14 protein-coding genes are annotated in these 18,140 nt (G+C 59.6%); 7 read left to right on the top strand and 7 right to left on the bottom strand.

The features are described from left to right. Positions 1-2: 2 nt before the first annotated feature. Positions 3-764, bottom strand: a complete 762-nt coding sequence (locus V7747_RS04740) for an NRDE family protein (protein ID WP_335614913.1) — start codon at positions 762-764, stop codon at positions 3-5. Positions 765-973: 209 nt separating this feature from the next. On the opposite strand from V7747_RS04740, the gene V7747_RS04735 reads away from it, so the two are divergent. From V7747_RS04735 to V7747_RS04720, 4 genes are read left to right on the top strand one after another with little or no spacing between them, the layout of a single operon-like run. After that, on the top strand, positions 974-1,756 hold the full coding sequence (locus V7747_RS04735) for a sulfite exporter TauE/SafE family protein (protein WP_335614912.1): 783 nt from the start codon (positions 974-976) through the stop codon (positions 1,754-1,756). 9 nt (positions 1,757-1,765) lie between these two features. Beyond that, the gene (gene lgt, locus V7747_RS04730; protein ID WP_335614911.1) at positions 1,766-2,560 is read left to right on the top strand and encodes a prolipoprotein diacylglyceryl transferase; all 795 of its coding nucleotides are present in this window, start codon (positions 1,766-1,768) and stop codon (positions 2,558-2,560) included. Then, complete coding sequence (locus tag V7747_RS04725; RefSeq protein WP_335614910.1) at positions 2,557-3,351, top strand: thymidylate synthase; 795 nt, start codon at positions 2,557-2,559, stop codon at positions 3,349-3,351. Before lgt ends, V7747_RS04725 begins: the two co-directional genes overlap by 4 nt. Further along, positions 3,348-3,866 (top strand): dihydrofolate reductase, encoded by a 519-nt coding sequence (locus V7747_RS04720; protein WP_335614909.1) that lies wholly within the window; start codon positions 3,348-3,350, stop codon positions 3,864-3,866. The genes V7747_RS04725 and V7747_RS04720 overlap by 4 nt, the downstream gene beginning before the upstream one ends. 8 nt (positions 3,867-3,874) lie before the next feature. On the opposite strand, the gene V7747_RS04715 is transcribed toward V7747_RS04720, so the two are convergent. The 6 genes from V7747_RS04715 to V7747_RS04690 all read right to left on the bottom strand — a co-directional run bounded on the left by V7747_RS04715 (position 3,875) and on the right by V7747_RS04690 (position 12,247). Then, positions 3,875-5,539: a putative bifunctional diguanylate cyclase/phosphodiesterase gene (locus V7747_RS04715; RefSeq protein WP_335614908.1), complete on the bottom strand. Its 1,665-nt coding sequence runs from the start codon at positions 5,537-5,539 to the stop codon at positions 3,875-3,877. A 231-nt stretch (positions 5,540-5,770) separates the two neighbouring features. Continuing rightward, positions 5,771-7,609 carry a dihydroxy-acid dehydratase gene (ilvD, locus tag V7747_RS04710; protein ID WP_335614907.1) on the bottom strand — a complete coding sequence of 613 codons (1,839 nt, stop codon included), beginning with the start codon at positions 7,607-7,609 and terminating at the stop codon, positions 5,771-5,773. A 95-nt stretch (positions 7,610-7,704) separates the two neighbouring features. Beyond that, positions 7,705-8,988 (bottom strand): amino-acid N-acetyltransferase, encoded by a 1,284-nt coding sequence (gene argA / locus V7747_RS04705; RefSeq protein WP_335614906.1) that lies wholly within the window; start codon positions 8,986-8,988, stop codon positions 7,705-7,707. Positions 8,989-9,063: 75 nt separating this feature from the next. Next, positions 9,064-10,212 carry an acetylornithine deacetylase gene (gene argE / locus V7747_RS04700; RefSeq protein ID WP_335614905.1) on the bottom strand — a complete coding sequence of 383 codons (1,149 nt, stop codon included), beginning with the start codon at positions 10,210-10,212 and terminating at the stop codon, positions 9,064-9,066. 60 nt (positions 10,213-10,272) lie between these two features. Beyond that, the gene (locus V7747_RS04695; protein ID WP_335614904.1) at positions 10,273-11,532 is read right to left on the bottom strand and encodes an inorganic phosphate transporter; all 1,260 of its coding nucleotides are present in this window, start codon (positions 11,530-11,532) and stop codon (positions 10,273-10,275) included. A 37-nt stretch (positions 11,533-11,569) separates the two neighbouring features. Then, positions 11,570-12,247 carry a TIGR00153 family protein gene (locus V7747_RS04690; protein WP_335614903.1) on the bottom strand — a complete coding sequence of 226 codons (678 nt, stop codon included), beginning with the start codon at positions 12,245-12,247 and terminating at the stop codon, positions 11,570-11,572. 126 nt (positions 12,248-12,373) lie between these two features. Here V7747_RS04690 and V7747_RS04685 point away from each other — a divergent pair, with 126 nt between their 5' ends. From V7747_RS04685 to V7747_RS04675, 3 genes are all read left to right on the top strand, one after another. Further along, the gene (locus tag V7747_RS04685; RefSeq protein ID WP_335614902.1) at positions 12,374-13,777 is read left to right on the top strand and encodes a CYTH domain-containing protein; all 1,404 of its coding nucleotides are present in this window, start codon (positions 12,374-12,376) and stop codon (positions 13,775-13,777) included. Between the two features lie 71 nt (positions 13,778-13,848). Then, positions 13,849-15,648, top strand: coding sequence for a GspE/PulE family protein (locus V7747_RS04680; protein WP_335614901.1), 1,800 nt, complete (start codon positions 13,849-13,851; stop codon positions 15,646-15,648). Positions 15,649-16,029: 381 nt separating this feature from the next. Further along, complete coding sequence (locus V7747_RS04675) at positions 16,030-18,090, top strand: autotransporter family protein (RefSeq protein ID WP_335614900.1); 2,061 nt, start codon at positions 16,030-16,032, stop codon at positions 18,088-18,090. Positions 18,091-18,140 lie beyond the last annotated feature (50 nt).

Here is an 18,140-nt window from a genome sequence, read left to right as displayed (position 1 = left end):
GCTCATTGCGCTGACTGTAACCACCGGCTTTCACCTTGAGGCTCACCCAGCGGGCCAAATCGTTGTTCCACCAACTCCACCTCGCCTTCGGCGTGCAGTCGCAACAGGCTGCACGCACGCGTACCGTATTCCTGGTTACCGCGGATGAAGGCGGCCGAGAGCATGCGCTCCAGATCGAGCGAAACACCGGTTTTGGGTAGCAGTGCATCCGCATATATGTGATCGTCATGCAGCAGTGACAGCAGCCTGTCTGCATCAGTCTCATGCTGCGTAGCCAATTGGTCACGCAGCGCGTTCAGTTTGGGCCAGGGCGTATCCAACGCCGCATTGGACAGTCCGTATACGCCGGGTGGCAAATGCCGCGGTTGTTTTTCCAGGCTGTTGAGATAACACAAATGCTCACGGTCTCCGACCAGCAAGTTGAAGCCGGCGTAGTCGGCTGCTTTGGCGCTCAAGGATGCCAGGTAATCCTCGGGGGAATTAGCGCTGACCAAGTAGTCGAGTACCAGTTTGCCGCGCGACAGCGGCCCACGCATGGCGCCGGGCGTGCGGATATTGGTCAGCGCGGCAAAGCGGCCGCTGCGGGTCACGCCAAGCCAGGTGCCGCCCGCTTCCAGGTCCTTGCCAGCAATCAATTGCGGCATGCCCTCTTCGGTCCATGGCTGCGCCGGGCGGGCGGGGCGTTGGTGGAACTCGTCACGGTTGCCGATCAGAGTCAGCGGGTATTGCTCGGCCATCTGCCAGGCCAGGGCGATCAGACACATGCGGCTCTCCTGTTTATGCTGTCAGTCTACCTGCTGAGGCCGGCGCCGGGGGAGCGCTGATAGCGGGCCATAAGTCGTACGACGTGCTCTGTGGCGAAGGGCCGGACGGGTGGCTGGCTTGCGGTTACGGTACGTACTGGTTTTCCGCTAAACTAGCGCCCTTGTTGAATGCCGTGCCGGGTATTCGACGCTGTTTTGGCGGGGGCGTTGTGGAGTTTCTGATCTATCTGGTTCTGGGTTGCTTCGCCGGTACGCTGGCAGGACTCTTTGGCGTCGGCGGCGGCATGATCATCGTGCCTGTGCTGGTCTACAGCTTTGCGCTGCAGGGTTTTTCGCCCGAGGTGCTGACGCACATGGCGGTAGGGACGTCGTTGGCAACCATCGTGTTTACCTCGATCAATGCCATTCGAGCGCACCACCGTTTGGGGGCGGTGCGCTGGACGCTGTTTGCCTGGATGACGCTGGGCATATTGGCCGGTTGTGTGCTGGGTGCGCTGACGGCAGCCTATATTTCCGGCCCCATGCTGCAGAAGATCATCGGGGTTTTTGCGATTGCCGTGGCTATTCAGATGGCCTTCAAGCTTCAGCCCAAGGCAGCCTTGGCAGAGCCGGGCAAGCCGACACTGTCGGTTGCCGGCGTTGTGATTGGCTGGGCCTCGGCTATTTTTGGCATTGGTGGCGGATCGCTGACGGTACCTTTTCTCGTCTGGCGCAGTGTCCCTATGCAGCAGGCGGTCGCTACGTCTTCGGCCTGCGGCTTGCCGATCGCGATTGCCGGCGCCGCCAGCTTTGTCTGGACTGGCTGGTCGGCGTCGCCGTTACCGCCCTGGAGTCTGGGGTATATTTACCTGCCGGCTTTGGTCGGCATTGCGGCAACCAGTATGCTGTTTGCCGGCTTTGGTGCGCGCCTGGCGCATCGCCTGTCGCAAGTGCTGTTGAAGCGTCTGTTTGCCCTGCTGCTGCTGTGCGTGGGCATCAATTTCCTTGTTTAGAGAGTGGTTATGCTGACCTACCCGAATATCGACCCGGTTGCAGTATCCCTGGGGCCGCTGCAGATTCACTGGTACGGCCTGATGTATCTGATCGGCATTGGTGGTGCGTGGTGGCTAGCCAAGCGCCGCTTGCCCGACTACTTCCCCGAGTGGAACAAGGAAACCCTGTCTGATCTGGTGTTCTGGGTGGCGCTGGGGGTCATCGCCGGTGGGCGCCTGGGTTACGTCCTGTTTTATGACTTGTCGGCTTACATCGATAACCCGCTGCTGATTCTCGAGATATGGAAGGGCGGTATGTCGTTCCACGGTGGTCTGTTGGGCGTACTGCTGGCGGTGCTCTGGTTCTCGCACAAGCAGAAAGTCGCCTTTTTCCGTCTGATGGACTTCATTGCTCCGCTGGTGCCTATTGGTCTGGGCGCTGGCCGCATTGGCAACTTCATTAACGCCGAGCTCTGGGGTAAGGCCACCGACCTGCCATGGGCCATGGTATTCCCGACCGACCCTGATCAACTGGCGCGTCATCCTTCTCAGCTCTACCAGTTCGCGCTGGAGGGTGTCGCCTTGTTTACTATTCTCTGGATTTATTCCAGCAAGCCACGCCCGACCATGTCGGTCAGTGGCCTGTTCGCCATTTGCTACGGTATTTTCCGCTTTGTGGTCGAATTTGTTCGAGTGCCCGACGCGCAACTGGGCTATCTGGCTTTCGGCTGGCTGACCATGGGCCAGCTGCTGTGTATTCCGATGATTCTCCTGGGCGCCCTGATGATGGGGCTGGCCTATCGCCGTGAGGGACGCTTAGCATGAAACAGTATCTTGACCTGATGCGCCTGGTGCGCGAAACCGGCACCTACAAGAGTGATCGCACTGGTACCGGTACCTATAGCGTCTTTGGCCACCAGATGCGCTTTGACCTGAGCGAAGGCTTTCCGCTGGTGACCACCAAGAAGTGCCATCTCAAGTCGATCGTCCACGAGCTGCTGTGGTTTCTGCAGGGAGATACCAATATCCGTTACCTGAAAGAGAACGGCGTCTCCATCTGGGACGAATGGGCTGACGAAAACGGTGATCTGGGTCCGGTGTATGGCTATCAGTGGCGGTCCTGGCCTGCACCGAATGGCGAGTCGATTGATCAGATCAGCAAGTTGATCGAGATGATCAAGCGTAATCCGGACTCCCGTCGCCTGATTGTTTCAGCCTGGAACCCAGCGCTTGTCGATCAGATGGCGTTGCCGCCTTGTCATGCGTTGTTCCAGTTCTATGTGGCTGACGGCAAGCTCAGCTGCCAACTGTATCAGCGCTCCGCCGACATCTTCCTGGGGGTGCCGTTCAATATTGCCAGTTACGCACTGTTGACGCTGATGGTCGCGCAGGTGTGCGGCCTACAGCCAGGCGACTTTGTCTGGACCGGCGGCGATTGCCACCTTTACTCCAACCACATTGAACAGACTGATCTGCAGCTGTCGCGTGAGCCGTTGCCGCTGCCAACCATGCGCTTGAACCCGGAGGTAAAAGACCTGTTTGCCTTTACCTTTGATGACTTCACGCTGGAAGGCTACGAGTCGCACCCCCACATCAAGGCGCCGGTGGCGGTATGAGAAGTGCAGCCTCGATCAAAGTTGCGATGATTGCCGCTATGGGCCGCAATCGGGTGATTGGCCGCGATAACAAGATGCCTTGGCATCTTCCGGAAGATCTCAAGTACTTTCGCGCGACTACCTGGGGCAAGCCGATCGTCATGGGCCGCAAGACCTTCGATTCGCTGGGGCGGCCGCTACCTGGGCGCAGCAACATCGTGGTGAGCCGGCAAGTCGGGCTGGAGATTCCGGGCGTGCAGGTGGTGAGCAGTATCGAGCAGGGCTTGGAGCGCGCACGGCACCAGGCCGAGCTGGACGCTGTAGACGAGATCATGGTGATTGGTGGTGGCAAGCTGTACGAGCAGTGCCTGCCGTTGGCTGATCGCCTGTACCTGACCCGCGTCGATCTTGAGCCGGAAGGTGACGCCTGGTTCCCCGAGTTCAGTGCCGCGCAGTGGGAGCTGAGCGAGGAACGCGCAGTTCCGGCGGGCGAGGGTTATCCGGCACACGCCTATCAGGTGCTGGAGCGCGTTTAATTGTCAGATTACAGGCTGGGTACGCCGGCGATGATGGCATCCAGCGGGCGCGGTTTGCCGATCCAGTAGCCCTGCAGGAAGTCGCCGCCCCAGCTGGATAGCTGGTCGGCGCTGTGGGCGTTCTCAACGTAGTTGGCCGTGACCTGCTTGTTCATGCTGCGGGTGAGGCTAATCAGGTTTTGCACATACGCGGTCTTTTCCGGGTCGGCATCACGCGCCAGATCACGGGCATTGATCTTCACGCCCTTGATCGGCAAGCGGTTGAGGTAGCCAAAGGCGCCGTATTCCGAACCGAAATGATCCAGCCATATATCTACGCCCAGTCCAGCCAGGGTTTCGCACAATTGAGTTGCTTGGCTGGCGTGCTTTAGCAGGGCGTCCTCGCGCAACTCCAGTTGCAGCAGGCGTGCTGGCACGCCACTCTTCATCAACAGCTGTTTCAGTTGATCGGCAAAGCGCGGCTGCTTGAGTTCGCGGTCACTGAGATTGATTGACAGCCGGCAATCGACGCCGGCGTCCTGCCATTGGCGCACCGCATCCAGCGCTTGGCCAATCACCCAGTGCCCCATCGGCAGAATCAAGCCGCTGTGTTCAGCTAGCTTGAGAAAGGCATCGGGCGAGAGCAACCCCAGCGTTGGATGCTGCCAGCGCAGCAGCGCTTCCCAGGCGACGGTGTCGCCATTACGGGTGTCGACTATCGGCTGGTAATGCAGGCGGAACTGACCTTCCAGCAGGCCATGACGCAGGCCTTGCTCAACGTTGAGGTTGTGCCGGGTCTGTGTCTCTTCCTGTGGGCTATAGAACGCATAGGCGTTGCGGCCGTTGGCCTTGGCGCGGTACAGCGCCTGGTCGGCATGCTGCAGCAGCTCTGCAGCGGTACTGCCGTGGTTCGGGAAGGTGGCGATGCCAACGCTCGCCGAAATCAGCAGGTGGTGACCGCTGAGCGTGATGGGCTCGCTCAGGGTGTGGATGATCTTGCTGGCAATTAGCGCTGCGTCGTTGGGGTCATGCAGGTCGTTCAGCAGGGCGACAAATTCGTCACCGCCGATGCGCGCGATCAGGTCGTCCTGGCGCATGGTGCGGCGCAGGCGGTTGGCAATGACGGCCAGCAGCAGGTCGCCAAGACCATGACCGAAGCTGTCGTTGATCTGCTTGAAATAGTCGAGGTCGATATACAGCAGCGCGAAACCGGTAGGACTGCGCTGGCCGCGGATGATCATGCGCTCCAGCTCGTCTTCCAGCAGGGCGCGGTTGCCCAGGCCGGTCAGCGGATCCTGGCGCGCCAGCTGAGCGAGCTTTTCACCGCTGCTGCGACGCAACCCAGCATGGATCAGCGCGCGCTGCAGTTGCTCGGCGTCCAGAGTGGCATAGGCCAGTACGTCGTCGGCGCCATCTTGGATGGCGGCACTGTCTTGCTCGGGAGTGGTACCGTCGCTGATTAGCAGATACAGCGTGCTGCTGGCGGCGCGGCGGGCCTCCTGAAGTAGTGCGACATCATTTGGCAGCAAGCAGGAGGTGAAGTTGCCCTTGGCCAGCCGGGAAATGGCTTCGCGCGGCCGGGTGCAGACTTCGATTTGCAGGGGAGATTTCTGGGCGTGGCACAGCTCGAGCAATTGCTCGCGCTTTTCGGTGTTGGGTTCAACCAGCAATAACTTGTTGGTCGTATGTTCCATCTGATCCGTGCCAGGCATCTTTGGTGTTGTTTGTCCATGCACAATTCAATGACGTCATAATGTTAACGTCATCACAGAATGCTTACAGCTGTTTGATGTAGCGAGAGGGCGGAATCTCCGACCAGCGGTATGGCACATGGCCTTATTTGCCAAGCAGTTGACTAAACTTTTTGGCAGTTAGTTCAATGGCAAAATAATGGCGCGGACAGAACGTCCGCGCCGAGGTGATTTTCAGTCTTCCAGCATGCTCTTATCGCGCACTGCACCCTTGTCAGCGCTGGTAGCGAGCAGGGCATAGGCTTTCAGCGCGGTTGTTACCTTGCGGGGGCGCTGCTCCGCCGGCTTCCAACCCAGCTTGTCCTGCTCGATGCGGCGATGTGATAGCTCTTCATCGCTGACCAGCAGGTTGATGCTGCGGTTGGGGATGTCGATCAGTATCTTGTCGCCGTCACGCACCAGACCGATGGCACCGCCTGCGGCGGCTTCTGGCGAGGCGTGGCCGATGGACAGGCCCGAGGTACCGCCAGAGAAGCGGCCGTCGGTCAGCAGGGCACAGTCCTTGCCCAGACCCTTGGATTTCAGATAGCTGGTGGGGTAGAGCATCTCCTGCATGCCGGGGCCACCCTTGGGGCCTTCATAGCGGATGATGACGATGTCGCCCGCTTTGACCTCGTCGGCCAGAATGCCTTTCACGGCAGTGTCCTGGCTTTCAAAGATCTTGGCGCGGCCTTCGAACACGTGAATTGACTCGTCCACGCCAGCGGTTTTCACTACGCAGCCGTCCTGGGCAATGTTGCCGTAGAGTACGGCCAGGCCGCCCTCGGCAGAGTAAGCGTGCTCGACGCTGCGTATACAGCCATTCTCGCGATCGTCATCCAGGGTGTCCCAACGCGTCGATTGGCTGAAGGCGGTTTGGGTAGGGATACCGGCGGGGCCGGCCTTGAAGAAGGTATGCACGGCTTCGTCGTCGGTCTGGGTGATGTCCCAGGTAGCGATGGCTTCTTCCATGCTGGCGCTGTGCACGGTTGGCAGGTCGGTGTGCAGCAGGCCACCGCGCGCTAGTGAGCCGAGAATACTGAAGATGCCGCCAGCGCGGTGTACATCTTCCATGTGGTATTTCTGGATGTTCGGCGCCACCTTGCACAGCTGTGGTACCTTGCGTGACAGGCGGTCGATGTCGCGCAAATCGAATTCGACCTCGCCCTCCTGCGCTGCGGCCAGCAAATGCAGAATGGTGTTGGTGGAACCGCCCATGGCGATATCCAGTGTCATGGCGTTTTCAAACGCTTTGAAATTGGCAATATTGCGCGGCAGCACGCTGTCGTCGCCATCGCCGTAGTAACGCTTGCACAGGTCGACAATGGTGCGGCCGGCGCGCAGGAACAGCTGTTCGCGGTCGCTGTGAGTCGCCAGGGTAGAGCCGTTGCCGGGCAATGCCAGACCCAGTGCTTCGGTCAGGCAGTTCATCGAGTTGGCAGTGAACATGCCCGAGCAGGAGCCGCAGGTTGGGCAGGCGGAGCGTTCGTATTCGGCGACCTTTTCGTCCGAGCTGCTTTCGTCGGCGGCGATCACCATGGCGTCGACCAGGTCTAGGCCGTGGCTGGCCAGTTTGGTCTTGCCGGCTTCCATCGGGCCGCCGGAAACGAAGACGACCGGTACGTTCAGGCGCAGCGCGGCCATCAGCATGCCGGGGGTGATCTTGTCGCAATTGGAGATACAGACGATGGCGTCAGCGCAGTGGGCGTTGACCATGTACTCAACCGAGTCGGCGATGATCTCGCGTGAGGGCAACGAATACAGCATGCCGTCGTGGCCCATGGCGATGCCATCGTCCACGGCGATGGTGTTGAATTCCTTGGCAACACCACCGGCGCGCTCGATTTCACGGGCTACCAGTTGGCCCATGTCCTTCAGGTGCACGTGGCCTGGAACGAATTGGGTAAAGGAGTTGGCAACCGCAATGATGGGTTTTTTGAAGTCTTCGTCCTTCATGCCGGTGGCGCGCCACAGCGCGCGAGCGCCGGCCATGTTGCGGCCAAAGGTGGAGGTTTTTGAGCGGTAATCAGGCATGAGGGTACTCTCGTGGTGTATTGCAATCGGACAAGCATATCAATTCGCCGGGTTGCTTGCAGCAGCCCGGCGCTGGTGGAGGAGTCAGGCGGAGATTAAAGCGCCTTCTCGAACACCTTGGAATTACGCTGGTAGTTGTACAGCTCGGCGCGCTTGGCGGGCAGGCGCTCGACACTGCTTGGCACAAAACCGCGTTCGCGGAACCAGTGCGCGGTGCGCGTGGTAAGCACGAACAGGGTATCGATCTTCAAGCCGCGGGCCTGACTCTCGATGTGCTGCAACAGTTGATCGCCGCGGCCGCCCTGTCGGTAGTTGGGGTCGATGGCAACGCAGGCCAGTTCAGCGCTGCTGGAGCCCTCCAGCGGATAGAGCGCAGCGCAACCGATGATGGTGCCGTCGCGTTCGACCAGGGTGAACTGGCTGATCTCGGTTTCCAGCACTTCGCGCGAGCGCCGCACCAGAATGCCGGCTTCTTCCAGCGGCCGCAGCAGATCGAGCAGGCCGCCAACGTCGTCGATGGTGGCTGAGCGAATCTGCTCGAAGGCTTCTTGGGCAACCAGGGTGCCGCTGCCGTCACGGGTGAATAGCTCATTGAGCATGGCGCCGTCTTCGGCAAAGCTGACAATGTGCGAGCGCCGCACGCCAGCGTTGCAAGCCTTGCACGCCGCGCGCAGCAGGTTGCCCGGCAGCGAGTTGCCCAGTTTGCTGAGTAGCGGCGCGGCACGTGTCGGTTTGAGCTCGCGCAGCAGTTCACCCTGCTCGTCGCGGATGCCGGTATCTTCGCCAAACAGAATCAGCTTGTCGGCGCCCAAAGCAGCCGCAACGCTGGTGGCCACGTCTTCACTGGCGAGGTTGAAAACCTCGCCAGTAGGCGAGTAGCCCAAGCTGGAGAGCAGTACGATGTCGTGTTCATCCAGGTGGCGGCTGATGGCCTTGCGATCGACGCGACGCACCTCGCCGGTGTGGTGAAAGTCGACACCGTCGACCACGCCGATAGGCTTGGCGGTTACCAGGTTGCCGCTGGTCACACGCAGGCGCGCGCCCTGCTGTTGGGTGCAGAGTTGCGCTTCGATGGCGATGCGCAGGGCGCCCACTGCGTCGGTGACGCAGGCCAGGGTATCCATGTCGGTGATGCGCAGATCATTGTGGTAGCGCGAGTTTATACCGCGGGCCGTTAGCCGCTCCTCAATCTGCGGGCGTGAGCCGTGCACCAATACCAGGCGCACATCCAGGCTGTTTAGCAGCATGATGTCGTGGACGATATTGCTGAAGTTGGGGTGTGCGAGGCCTTCGCCCGGCAGCATCAGCACAAAGGTGCAGTCCCGGTGCTGGTTGATGTAGGGCGTCGAGTGGCGGAACCAATTGACGTAATCGAGCATTCGCGGCATTTCCATGCAAAGAGAGCTATTAAAGAGTGTGACGCGGCCGGCATCAAGCGGCCAGCGCGGAATTGTCTACTGCAGGCAGAATTGCTTGATCAACTGACGCAAAATATCCACGGTCGGGTTGAGCCTGTCCATCGCCAGAAACTCATCGGGCTGATGCGCCTGGTCAATATCGCCGGGGCCCAGAATCAACGTCTGCATACCGATCTGGTTGAGGTACGGGCCTTCAGTGGCAAAGGCGACGCTGCCCGCGCTGTGGCCCGTCAAGGCTTCACAGGCTTTGACCAGGGGTGCATCGGCGCCGGTATCCAGCGGCGGCACACCGGGGAACAGTGGCGCGTAGACAATCTCTACCTGACGTTCGGCGGCGATCAGGTCAAGGCGCGTCTGGATGTCGGCGCGCAGGGCATCCGGGTCCATGCCCGGCAGGGGGCGAATATCGAACTCCAGCGCGCATTTGGCGCAGATACGGTTGGGATTGTCGCCCCCATGAATGCAGCCCAGATTGAGCGTTGGGGTAGGAACGCCAAACAGCGGGTTGTTCCAGCGCTTCTGCCACCCGGAACGCAGCGCCATAAGCTCGCTGATGACACTGTGCATAGCCTCCATGGCGTTGTTGCCCAGCGCCGGGTCGGAAGAGTGGCCTGCCTGCCCGGTGATGTCGATGCGCTCCATCATGATGCCCTTGTGCACCCGGATCGGTTTGAGCCCGGTTGGCTCACCGATTACCGCATGCCGCGCCTTGGGTAGGCCGCTGGCGACCAGCGCCCTTGCGCCACTCATGGAGCTTTCTTCATCGGCGGTAGCCAGCACTATCAAGGGATGCTTGAAGGGCTGGGCGACATAATCGCGCACCGCTTCGATGATCAGCGGGAAAAAACCTTTCATGTCGCAGCTGCCCAAACCGTACCAACGGCCATCGGCCTCGGTCAGCTTGAAAGGATCGTGCTGCCAGCGCTCGGGGTTGCAGGGCACGGTATCGGTATGCCCGGCCATGACCAAGCCGCCGGGGCCGCTGCCCAGCGTAGCAATCAGATTGGCCTTGCCGGCCTCGCCGGGAATCGGTTGGATCTCGCAGGCAAAGCCCAGGTCGCCAAGCCAACTGGCCAGCAGATGCACGACCGGCAGGTTGGACTGGTCCATGTCATCCTGGGTGCAACTGATGGAGGGTAGTTTGAGCAGCGCATCGAATTGCGCTTTAAGCGAGGGCAAAGCCATGAAAACTCCTGGCGACTTAAGCGAACAGAAAGTTCAGCTTACGCCGCCAGGTGCCGTTCGTCAGCCGAAAATCCCGGAAAGGATGAAGAAGTAGACGATCGCCAGAATGGCACCGGCAGGCAGGGTGACTACCCAGGAACTGAAGATGGTACCGATCACGCGCAGGTTGAGCGCGCCAATACCGCGCGCCATGCCGACGCCAAGGACGGCGCCAACCAGCGTGTGCGTGGTAGAAATCGGCAGGCCGATGGCAGACGCGCCTACGACGGTAGTCGCGGTGGCCAGTTCTGCTGCAAAGCCGCGGCTGGGCGTCAGCTCGGTAATGTGCTGGCCGATGGTGGCGATCACGCGATAACCGTAGGTAGCCAGCCCCACAACGATGCCGACCCCGCCCAGCAGCAGAACCCAGCCAGGTACTACAGACTTGTCTGCAATTTCGCCGCCGGAGTTGAGTACGCCAACGATGGCGGCTAGCGGGCCAACCGCATTGGCAACATCATTCGAGCCGTGAGCAAAGGCCATGGCGCAGGCGGTGAAGATCATCAGTACGGCGAAGACCTTTTCCACGCTGGCGAAGTGAAAGCTCTTGTCCGCCACCGGGTCTGCCTTGATGCGGCTGAGCAGCAGTACGCCCACCGCGCAGACCACCGCACCAAACAACGCAGCCAGCCCCAGGCTTTGCCAGCCACTCAAGTGCAGGCCAACGTGCTTGAGCCCCTTGGTCAGCGTGACGATGGTAACGATGAAGCCGACCGCAAACATGTAGTAGGGCACGTAGCGCTTGGCGTTGGCAAACGGGTCTTCGGTGTTCAGGATCAGCTTGTGCACACTCATGAAAATCATGAAGGCGACGAGGCCTGACAGGACCGGAGAGATCACCCAGCTGGACACGATGGGCACCACGCCGCTCCAGTGCACGGCGTCGAACGACACGCCCACGGCGCCGAAGCCGATGACGGCACCGATGATCGAGTGCGTAGTGGAGACTGGCCAGCCCTTGATCGAAGCAATCAGCAGCCAGGTACCGGCGGCCAGCAGTGCGGCCAGCATGCCGAAGACCATTTTGTCGGGTGGGATCATGTCGGCATCAATGATGCCGCTGCGGATAGTCTGGGTTACCGAGCCGCCGGCCAGGTAAGCACCGAGGAACTCGAAAACCATGGCGATCAGGATCGCCTGCTTGATGGTCAGCGCGCGGGAGCCGACCGAGGTGCCCATGGCGTTGGCAACATCGTTGGCGCCTACCCCCCAAGCCATGAAAAAGCCAAAGAGGCAGGCCAGAATGAGCAGGACGGTGCCGTACTCTGCAATCAGCGTCATATTCAGTACTCTATTGGGTGCGTGGTTAAGCCGGCCCTTAGCGGGCCATCAGCAATTCCAGGCGGTTGCCGACGCGCTGAGCGCGGTCTGCGACATCACCAATCCATTCGATGATCTGATACAGAAACATCACGTCTACCGGCGGTAGTTCCTTCTCCAGCTTGTACAGATCGGAGCGCAACTTGATCTGCATGTTGTCGGTGTCGTGTTCGATGGCGTCGAGTTCTTCGATCATGCGCTCGACCAGGGTGACTTCTCGGCCGGAGAAGCCGGTTTCCAGCAGCTCGTCGAGCTCGTTCATGGCCTTCAACGCCTGTGCTGCAGCGTCGATTGAGCGTTGTACGAATGCTCTGAAGGCGTCGCTCAGCGGCGCCGGAATCATCATCTGACGGCCCAGCATCAGGCCGGCGATATCCTTGGCGCGGTTGGCGACTTTGTCCTGTACACTGAGCAGCTCAAGCAGGTCCGAGCGCGGTACCGGCAGGAACAGGCTCTTGGGCAGGTGTACGCGGACGTCTTTCTTCAACTTGTCGGCGTCGCGTTCGAGCTGAGCGATCTGCTTTTGCATACGCTCCGCCTCGGTCCAGTCGTTGGCGATCACGGCTTCGATGAACGGCATCAACTGCGCGGCGCATTCATGTGCCTTGGCGATGTGTTGCTGCATCGGGCCTATGGGAGAGCGGCCGAACAGGCTGAGAAAAGGATTGTTAGGCATAGCGCCTCCAGCGGGAGTTGAGGCCGCAAAGTATAGGTGTTGCATGCCTGATCGTCATCCGCCTGACATCAAAAGAACATATTTTTACCGCTTGCTCCTGTGCTGGCGGTATGGCAGAGAAATCCAATGGGCAAAGAAACCGAAATCAAATTGCGCGCCAGTGCCGAGGTTCTTGAGGCGCTGCGTACTCATCCGCTGCTGACGGCGCGCTTGGTCGATGACTGGCACACCGGCACCCTCTATAACCAGTATTACGACACCGCCGACCGCGATCTGGCCAACGCCAAGGTGGCGCTGCGTCTGCGCCGTGATGGTGATGCCATCATCCAGACGCTGAAGAGCCGTGGTCAGAGTGTTGCTGGGCTGTCCGAGCGCAACGAATGGGACTGGTACCTGAACGAACAGGCGCTGGACTTCAGTCTGTTGGATGACAGCTGCTGGCCGGCGGCCTTGGCTGAGCTGGACAAGGGCACGCTGCAACCGGTGTTTACCACCGACTTCCAGCGCACCCGCGCGCTGCTGCGCTGGGAGCGTGAAGGCGAAGAGGTGGAAATCGAAGCTGCTCTGGATCTTGGCGAGGTGTCCACTGGCGATGCGCGTGAGGCGATCAGCGAGCTGGAGCTGGAGGTGCGCAAGGGGCCTGCCGTGGCTTTGCTGGAGCTGGCGCTGGAGCTGTGCCGCGATCACGTATTGATGCCCTGTGATATCAGCAAGGCCGAGCGGGGTTATCGGCTGTTTGACGCCAGTAGTTACGCGCTGCGGCTGGATAATCCAAGCTGGCAGGCTGACACCAGCGTCGATCTGGTGATTGAGGGGCTGATCACGCAGCTGCTGGGACGGGTACAGCGGTTGGCCGAGCAGTATCGCTTTGCCAGGCAGTGGAAGCTGTTTCGCGAACTGACCGGCAATCTGGCCGCGCTGCGCGCCTGCTTTGGCGTGTTCGATCTGGCGTTGCCGCGCTCTGCCGCGCAGCCGTTCATCGTGCCATTTGACCAGTTGCTGGCGGTATTTCAGCCGCTGGTGCTGGCTGGCTGGGCGGATGATAGCGAAGGCGAGGCGGCGCGCCAGCAGGCTAGCGAGGTGTTCGATCAGCAAGTGGCCGACCCGGAGTGGGGCGCGCTCTTTGTCGAGCTTGGGCTCTGGTTGCTGGACAAACGCTGGCAAGCCAACCGTCCGCCACGCGGTGACCGCGTGGCGGCATTGACCCTGCAGCGCTGGTTGCTGGCGGCGGTTGCCAAGGAAGTTCAGGAGTTGCGGGTGCCGCACAACAACGACCCTGATCATCACGTTAGCGAATGGATGGATCAGTTGCCGCGCCTTGGCCGTTTGCAACTGCTGCTCGGCAACTTCCGCTCGTTTCTGGAAGTGCCCGAGCCGGACCGTTTGTTCGGCGAGTTGAACAAGCTGCACGCGCTGCTGGAACAATACCCCCAGGTGGCCGAAGAACAGCGCGAGCTGCTGTTGGCGGCGCTGCGCAAGCAGGGTCAGCGGGTACGCAAGCTCAACGCCTGGCGTGAACTCAACCAGTAGTGGGCTGGCCTGGCGGCTGCGTGGCTGCCAGACTGAGCAAGGATAGCTGAATAAAAAAGGAGAGAGGCGGTATGAAGAGTCTGGCGGATCTGGCGATTCCGGGTAGTGACCGGCCATTGGATCTGGGCGACTTTCTCAGTGTGCTGGTGGCCCAAGGCCGTATTGGCCACGAAACGCTTGATCATCTGGTCACGCTGCGCCGCTCAGGGGGTGGTGACACCGCCAAGTTGCACCCGCTGGAGTTCATCGCCGCGCAGGATGTGGCCGATCTGGGCCGCCCTGGCAAGAAACTGGATCTGGATACGCTCAGCCGCTGGCTGGCGGCAGAAACAGGTCAGCCCTATTTCCGGGTCGATCCGCTAAAGATCAACGTGTCGGCGGTGACGCCGCTGATGTCCTTCGCCTTTGCCCAGCGGCACAAGATTCTGGCTGTTGATGTCAATGAACGGGAAGCCATCATCGCCAGCGCTCAGCCCCTTGTCAGTAGTTGGGAAGATAACCTGCGCCACGTGCTGCGCCGCGATATCAAGCGTGTGGTGACCAATCCCGCCGATCTGCAGCGCTACACAGTAGAGTTCTATCGCCTGGCCCGCTCGGTCACCGGCGCCAACGCGACAGATCAGAAACAAAGCGGCATCGGCAACTTTGAACAACTGCTGAATCTGGGCAGCATGAGCCAGGAGCCGGATGCCAACGATGCCCACGTGGTGAACATCGTCGATTGGCTGTTCCAATACGCCTTCGAGCAGCGGGCCAGCGATATTCATGTGGAGCCGCGTCGCGAAACCGGCAGCGTACGCCTGCGTATCGACGGCGTGTTGCACACGGTCTATCAGTTTCCGTTGCAAGTGACGGTGGCCGTGGTCAGTCGCCTGAAAACCCTCGGCCGCATGAACGTGGCAGAAAAGCGCAAGCCGCAGGACGGTCGCGTGAAGACCAAGTCGCCCAAGGGCAACGAGGTGGAGCTGCGTCTCTCGACCCTGCCCACCGCCTTTGGCGAGAAAATGGTCATGCGGATTTTTGATCCGGACGTGCTGCTGCGCAGCTTCGACCAACTGGGCTTCTCCAATGAGGATCAGCGCCGCTGGCAGAGCATGGTCGCGCAACCCAACGGCATCGTGCTGGTAACCGGGCCAACCGGTTCCGGCAAGACCACCACGCTGTACACCACGCTCAAGCAACTTGCCACGCCCGAGGTGAACGTCTGCACCGTCGAAGACCCGATCGAGATGGTCGAAGACAGCTTCAACCAGATGCAGGTACAGCACAATATCGACCTGAACTTCGCCAGTGCCGTGCGGGCCTTGATGCGGCAAGATCCCGATATCATCATGATTGGCGAGATTCGTGACCTAGAGACCGCCGAGATGGCGATCCAGGCGGCGCTCACCGGCCACTTGGTGCTTTCCACCCTGCACACCAATGACGCGCCCAGTGCTGTCAGCCGCCTGATCGAGTTGGGCGTGCCAGCTTATCTGATCAAGGCCACGGTGCTGGGCGTCATGGCCCAGCGCTTGGTGCGCACTCTGTGTCCGCACTGCAAGGCGCCGGTAGAGATCGATGAAGACGGCTGGAGCGATTTGACCAAGCCTTGGAATGCGCCGCTGCCGAGCAATGCGATGCAGCCGGTGGGCTGCATCGAGTGCCGCGAGACCGGTTACCGCGGCCGCGCCGGCGTGTATGAGCTGATGCCATTGAGCGAGGGGATCAAATCGCTGATTCACGCCGACACCGATTTGGGTGCGCTGCGTCGTCAGGCCTACAAGGAAGGCATGCACAGCCTGCGTTTGTCGGGTGCGCAGAAAGTGGGTTCCGGCCTGACGACTATCGAAGAAGTGCTGCGGGTCACGCCGCAGAGTCAGCAGGGGTAGGTTAAGGTGTGCGATTAGATTGCCGGGCAATCATTAGGATTTGGATAGCGCTGACTGCTATTTCGCGCGAGGCCTGGCGGCAAAGTTCAATAATATTTCCGCGGTTTGTGATCCAGTTCGCCAATGTGACACTGCTTGCCTTGTAAGTGGCGCAATGCCAGCTCAGAATTCGCCCGCGTTTTGTTCTCCCCACTATTTAGTAGGCTAGCGGACCATGAGTACCTGGGCTGCATAGTGAGTAGACTGCACGCGCTAAGGAAGCACCGCAGACATGAAGTCACTGGCATATCAGTCAGTTTTGTTGAGGTCCTTCGGAAAAGGAATTGAACCGAAGCCTCGTTGAGTTGCGCTTCGGATCTAGAAGAGACGGAGCAACGCACCTTGAATCTTTCCAAGCCTACCCTGCTGGCCACCTTCATCAGTGCGGCCATCACCAGTACCGCGATACACGCAGCGACCTCACTCGATATGGTGGTGGCTATTGATGAGTCCGGATCTATGTCTGGTGAGCACAACGCCTTCATCGGCACCTACGTCAAGAACCTCGATAGCCTCCTCAATGACCAGAATGTGACCTTGAACCAGTTTGGTCTTTTGGGCTTTGGTGGTAGTACTGGGCAGAGTGTATCCGCCAACGAAGCTGGCCGTGAAAATGGCTCGGCGCTTTACCGCCACTTGTCTCTTGATAGCGATTCCAGCCCGTTGTGGGGCAACGCTGCAGCCTTTGATGCAGTTACTCCTCAGCTGGAAACCAGTGGTAGTACGGAAGACGGCTACCGCGCGATTGACTACCTGTATCGGCACTTCCAGTTCCGGCCTACCGCTGGCTCTTCCATCATGCTGATTACCGATGAAGATCGAGATAACGACTTCTATAATCTTGATCCGAGCAACCTGCCAACCGGCATGAGCGAAATTGATAAAAGCTATATTCAGGATCAGCTCGCCCAGTACAAAACTGTAGTGCATGCGGTTGTCAGTCAGCGCCTGACCGACAAGAACGGCAATACAGCGATTGCTGTGGTGGGTAGCGATCCGGATACAGGCTACGCCTATGTAAAAGACAGCTCAGGCGTCATTACCAAGGTACAAGGTTATATTCTGACCTCTTCCGAAGGCACCACGGAGTCCGACTACACCGAGCTGGCGCTGCGCAGTGGCGGGACAGCGATGGATATCGACGGATTGCGCAGTGTTTACACCGATGCCGCCGCACTGTCTGCCCTCAGTGGTGAGCTAGCCAAGCTGGTTGCAGATATTGCAGTGGGTCAGGTGCCGGTTGTCGGCATCGATTGCGGGGCAGCGAGTGGCGTTGCTGCGCAGATTTGCTCGGCTATTTCCGCGTCTGACAACAGTCAGCTGCAAGCGTTAGGCCAACAGCTCAATAGCCCGCAGCAGTACAGCCAGTTGACGCAGTATCAGGTTAACCAGATGCTGAATACAGCGGTCTCAAATACCCGCAATGTTCGCCGTGTAGTGCTTGATCGTCTGGCGGATCTACGTCGTAACGGGTTTGCCAGCAATGACATCAATGTAATGGACTACAACCACGGCAATGTTGCCCTGTCCTCAGATGTAACCGAACGCCTGCAATATGCCCGCGGTGGTGCGGCGTCGGCTGAGCAGGGCGAGGTCGGGTACTTTATCCGGGGGATTTACACCAAGGGTGAATACGACAGCTCTGCTGCAGCTCCCGGTTTTGACAGCAAGACCTATACTTTTGTCGCCGGCGTAGACCGGTATTTGAACGATGCGACCCAAGTGGGCGCCGCGCTGTCGTACTCAACCTCCGATTCCGATTACTCTGACGTGGGTGGCGACAGCGAAACCGATACCTACGGCATCGCTGCCTATGGCTCACATGAGCTGGGTCAGGGGTTCTATCTGGAAGGCAATGTGGGCTTCAGTCGAGCTCATTTTGATACCAATCGTGATACGGGCTTCGGCATAGTTGAAGGCAAAACCAAAGGCGATATATGGAACATTTCGGCCGGTGTGACCAAAGCCTATCCAATGAACTCAGTAACGCTTGAGCCTTTCGCGTACCTCCATTACACCGACGTATCGGTAGATGGCTTTACCGAGAAGGGCGGCGCTGCTGCATTGAGCGTCAGACACAGCAGCTTTGATTCGCTGATTTCCGAGCTCGGCTTCACCTCTGCATATCAGCTAACAGAGACCCTGACGGGTGACCTGCGTCTTGCTTGGGAGCATGAGTTCAAGAATACCGAAACGAAAGTACCGGTTTCTTTCGTGAGTGCGCCGGGCAATGTATTTGTTAGCCAGGGAGAGTCACAGAGCACCGACTATGGCCGGATCGGTCTGGGGTTCACCAAGGCGATGGCCTATAACCGAAGCCTTTCGCTGCGAGCAGAAACCCTGGTTGGTCACGACAACTATGATGAATACTCGATCGAGGCACGCTTCCGTCAAAGCTTCTGATCTCTGTCACCAAGGGGTGCGTTCTGCGCACCCTTTTGATCAGTGGATCT

Source organism: Halopseudomonas sp. (assembly GCF_036960865.1).
In the GTDB taxonomy this organism is placed as follows: Bacteria; Pseudomonadota; Gammaproteobacteria; order Pseudomonadales; family Pseudomonadaceae; genus Halopseudomonas.
Note: the sequence above shows the minus strand (reverse complement) of the source record. Positions and strands in the feature narration are given on the sequence as shown.

Excerpts from the sequence above, each read along its gene's own strand:
- V7747_RS04720 (WP_335614909.1), top strand. The coding sequence starts at position 3,348 with ATGAGAAGTGCAGCCTCGATCAAAGTTGCGATGATTGCCGCTATGGGC.
- argA (WP_335614906.1), bottom strand. The coding sequence starts at position 8,988 with ATGCTCGATTACGTCAATTGGTTCCGCCACTCGACGCCCTACATCAAC.
- argE (WP_335614905.1), bottom strand. The coding sequence starts at position 10,212 with ATGGCTTTGCCCTCGCTTAAAGCGCAATTCGATGCGCTGCTCAAACTA.
- V7747_RS04680 (WP_335614901.1), top strand. The coding sequence starts at position 13,849 with ATGAAGAGTCTGGCGGATCTGGCGATTCCGGGTAGTGACCGGCCATTG.
- V7747_RS04690 (WP_335614903.1), bottom strand. The coding sequence starts at position 12,247 with ATGCCTAACAATCCTTTTCTCAGCCTGTTCGGCCGCTCTCCCATAGGC.
- lgt (WP_335614911.1), top strand. The coding sequence starts at position 1,766 with ATGCTGACCTACCCGAATATCGACCCGGTTGCAGTATCCCTGGGGCCG.
- V7747_RS04740 (WP_335614913.1), bottom strand. The coding sequence starts at position 764 with ATGTGTCTGATCGCCCTGGCCTGGCAGATGGCCGAGCAATACCCGCTG.
- ilvD (WP_335614907.1), bottom strand. The coding sequence starts at position 7,609 with ATGCCTGATTACCGCTCAAAAACCTCCACCTTTGGCCGCAACATGGCC.
- V7747_RS04685 (WP_335614902.1), top strand. The coding sequence starts at position 12,374 with ATGGGCAAAGAAACCGAAATCAAATTGCGCGCCAGTGCCGAGGTTCTT.
- V7747_RS04715 (WP_335614908.1), bottom strand. The coding sequence starts at position 5,539 with ATGGAACATACGACCAACAAGTTATTGCTGGTTGAACCCAACACCGAA.
- V7747_RS04725 (WP_335614910.1), top strand. The coding sequence starts at position 2,557 with ATGAAACAGTATCTTGACCTGATGCGCCTGGTGCGCGAAACCGGCACC.
- V7747_RS04695 (WP_335614904.1), bottom strand. The coding sequence starts at position 11,532 with ATGACGCTGATTGCAGAGTACGGCACCGTCCTGCTCATTCTGGCCTGC.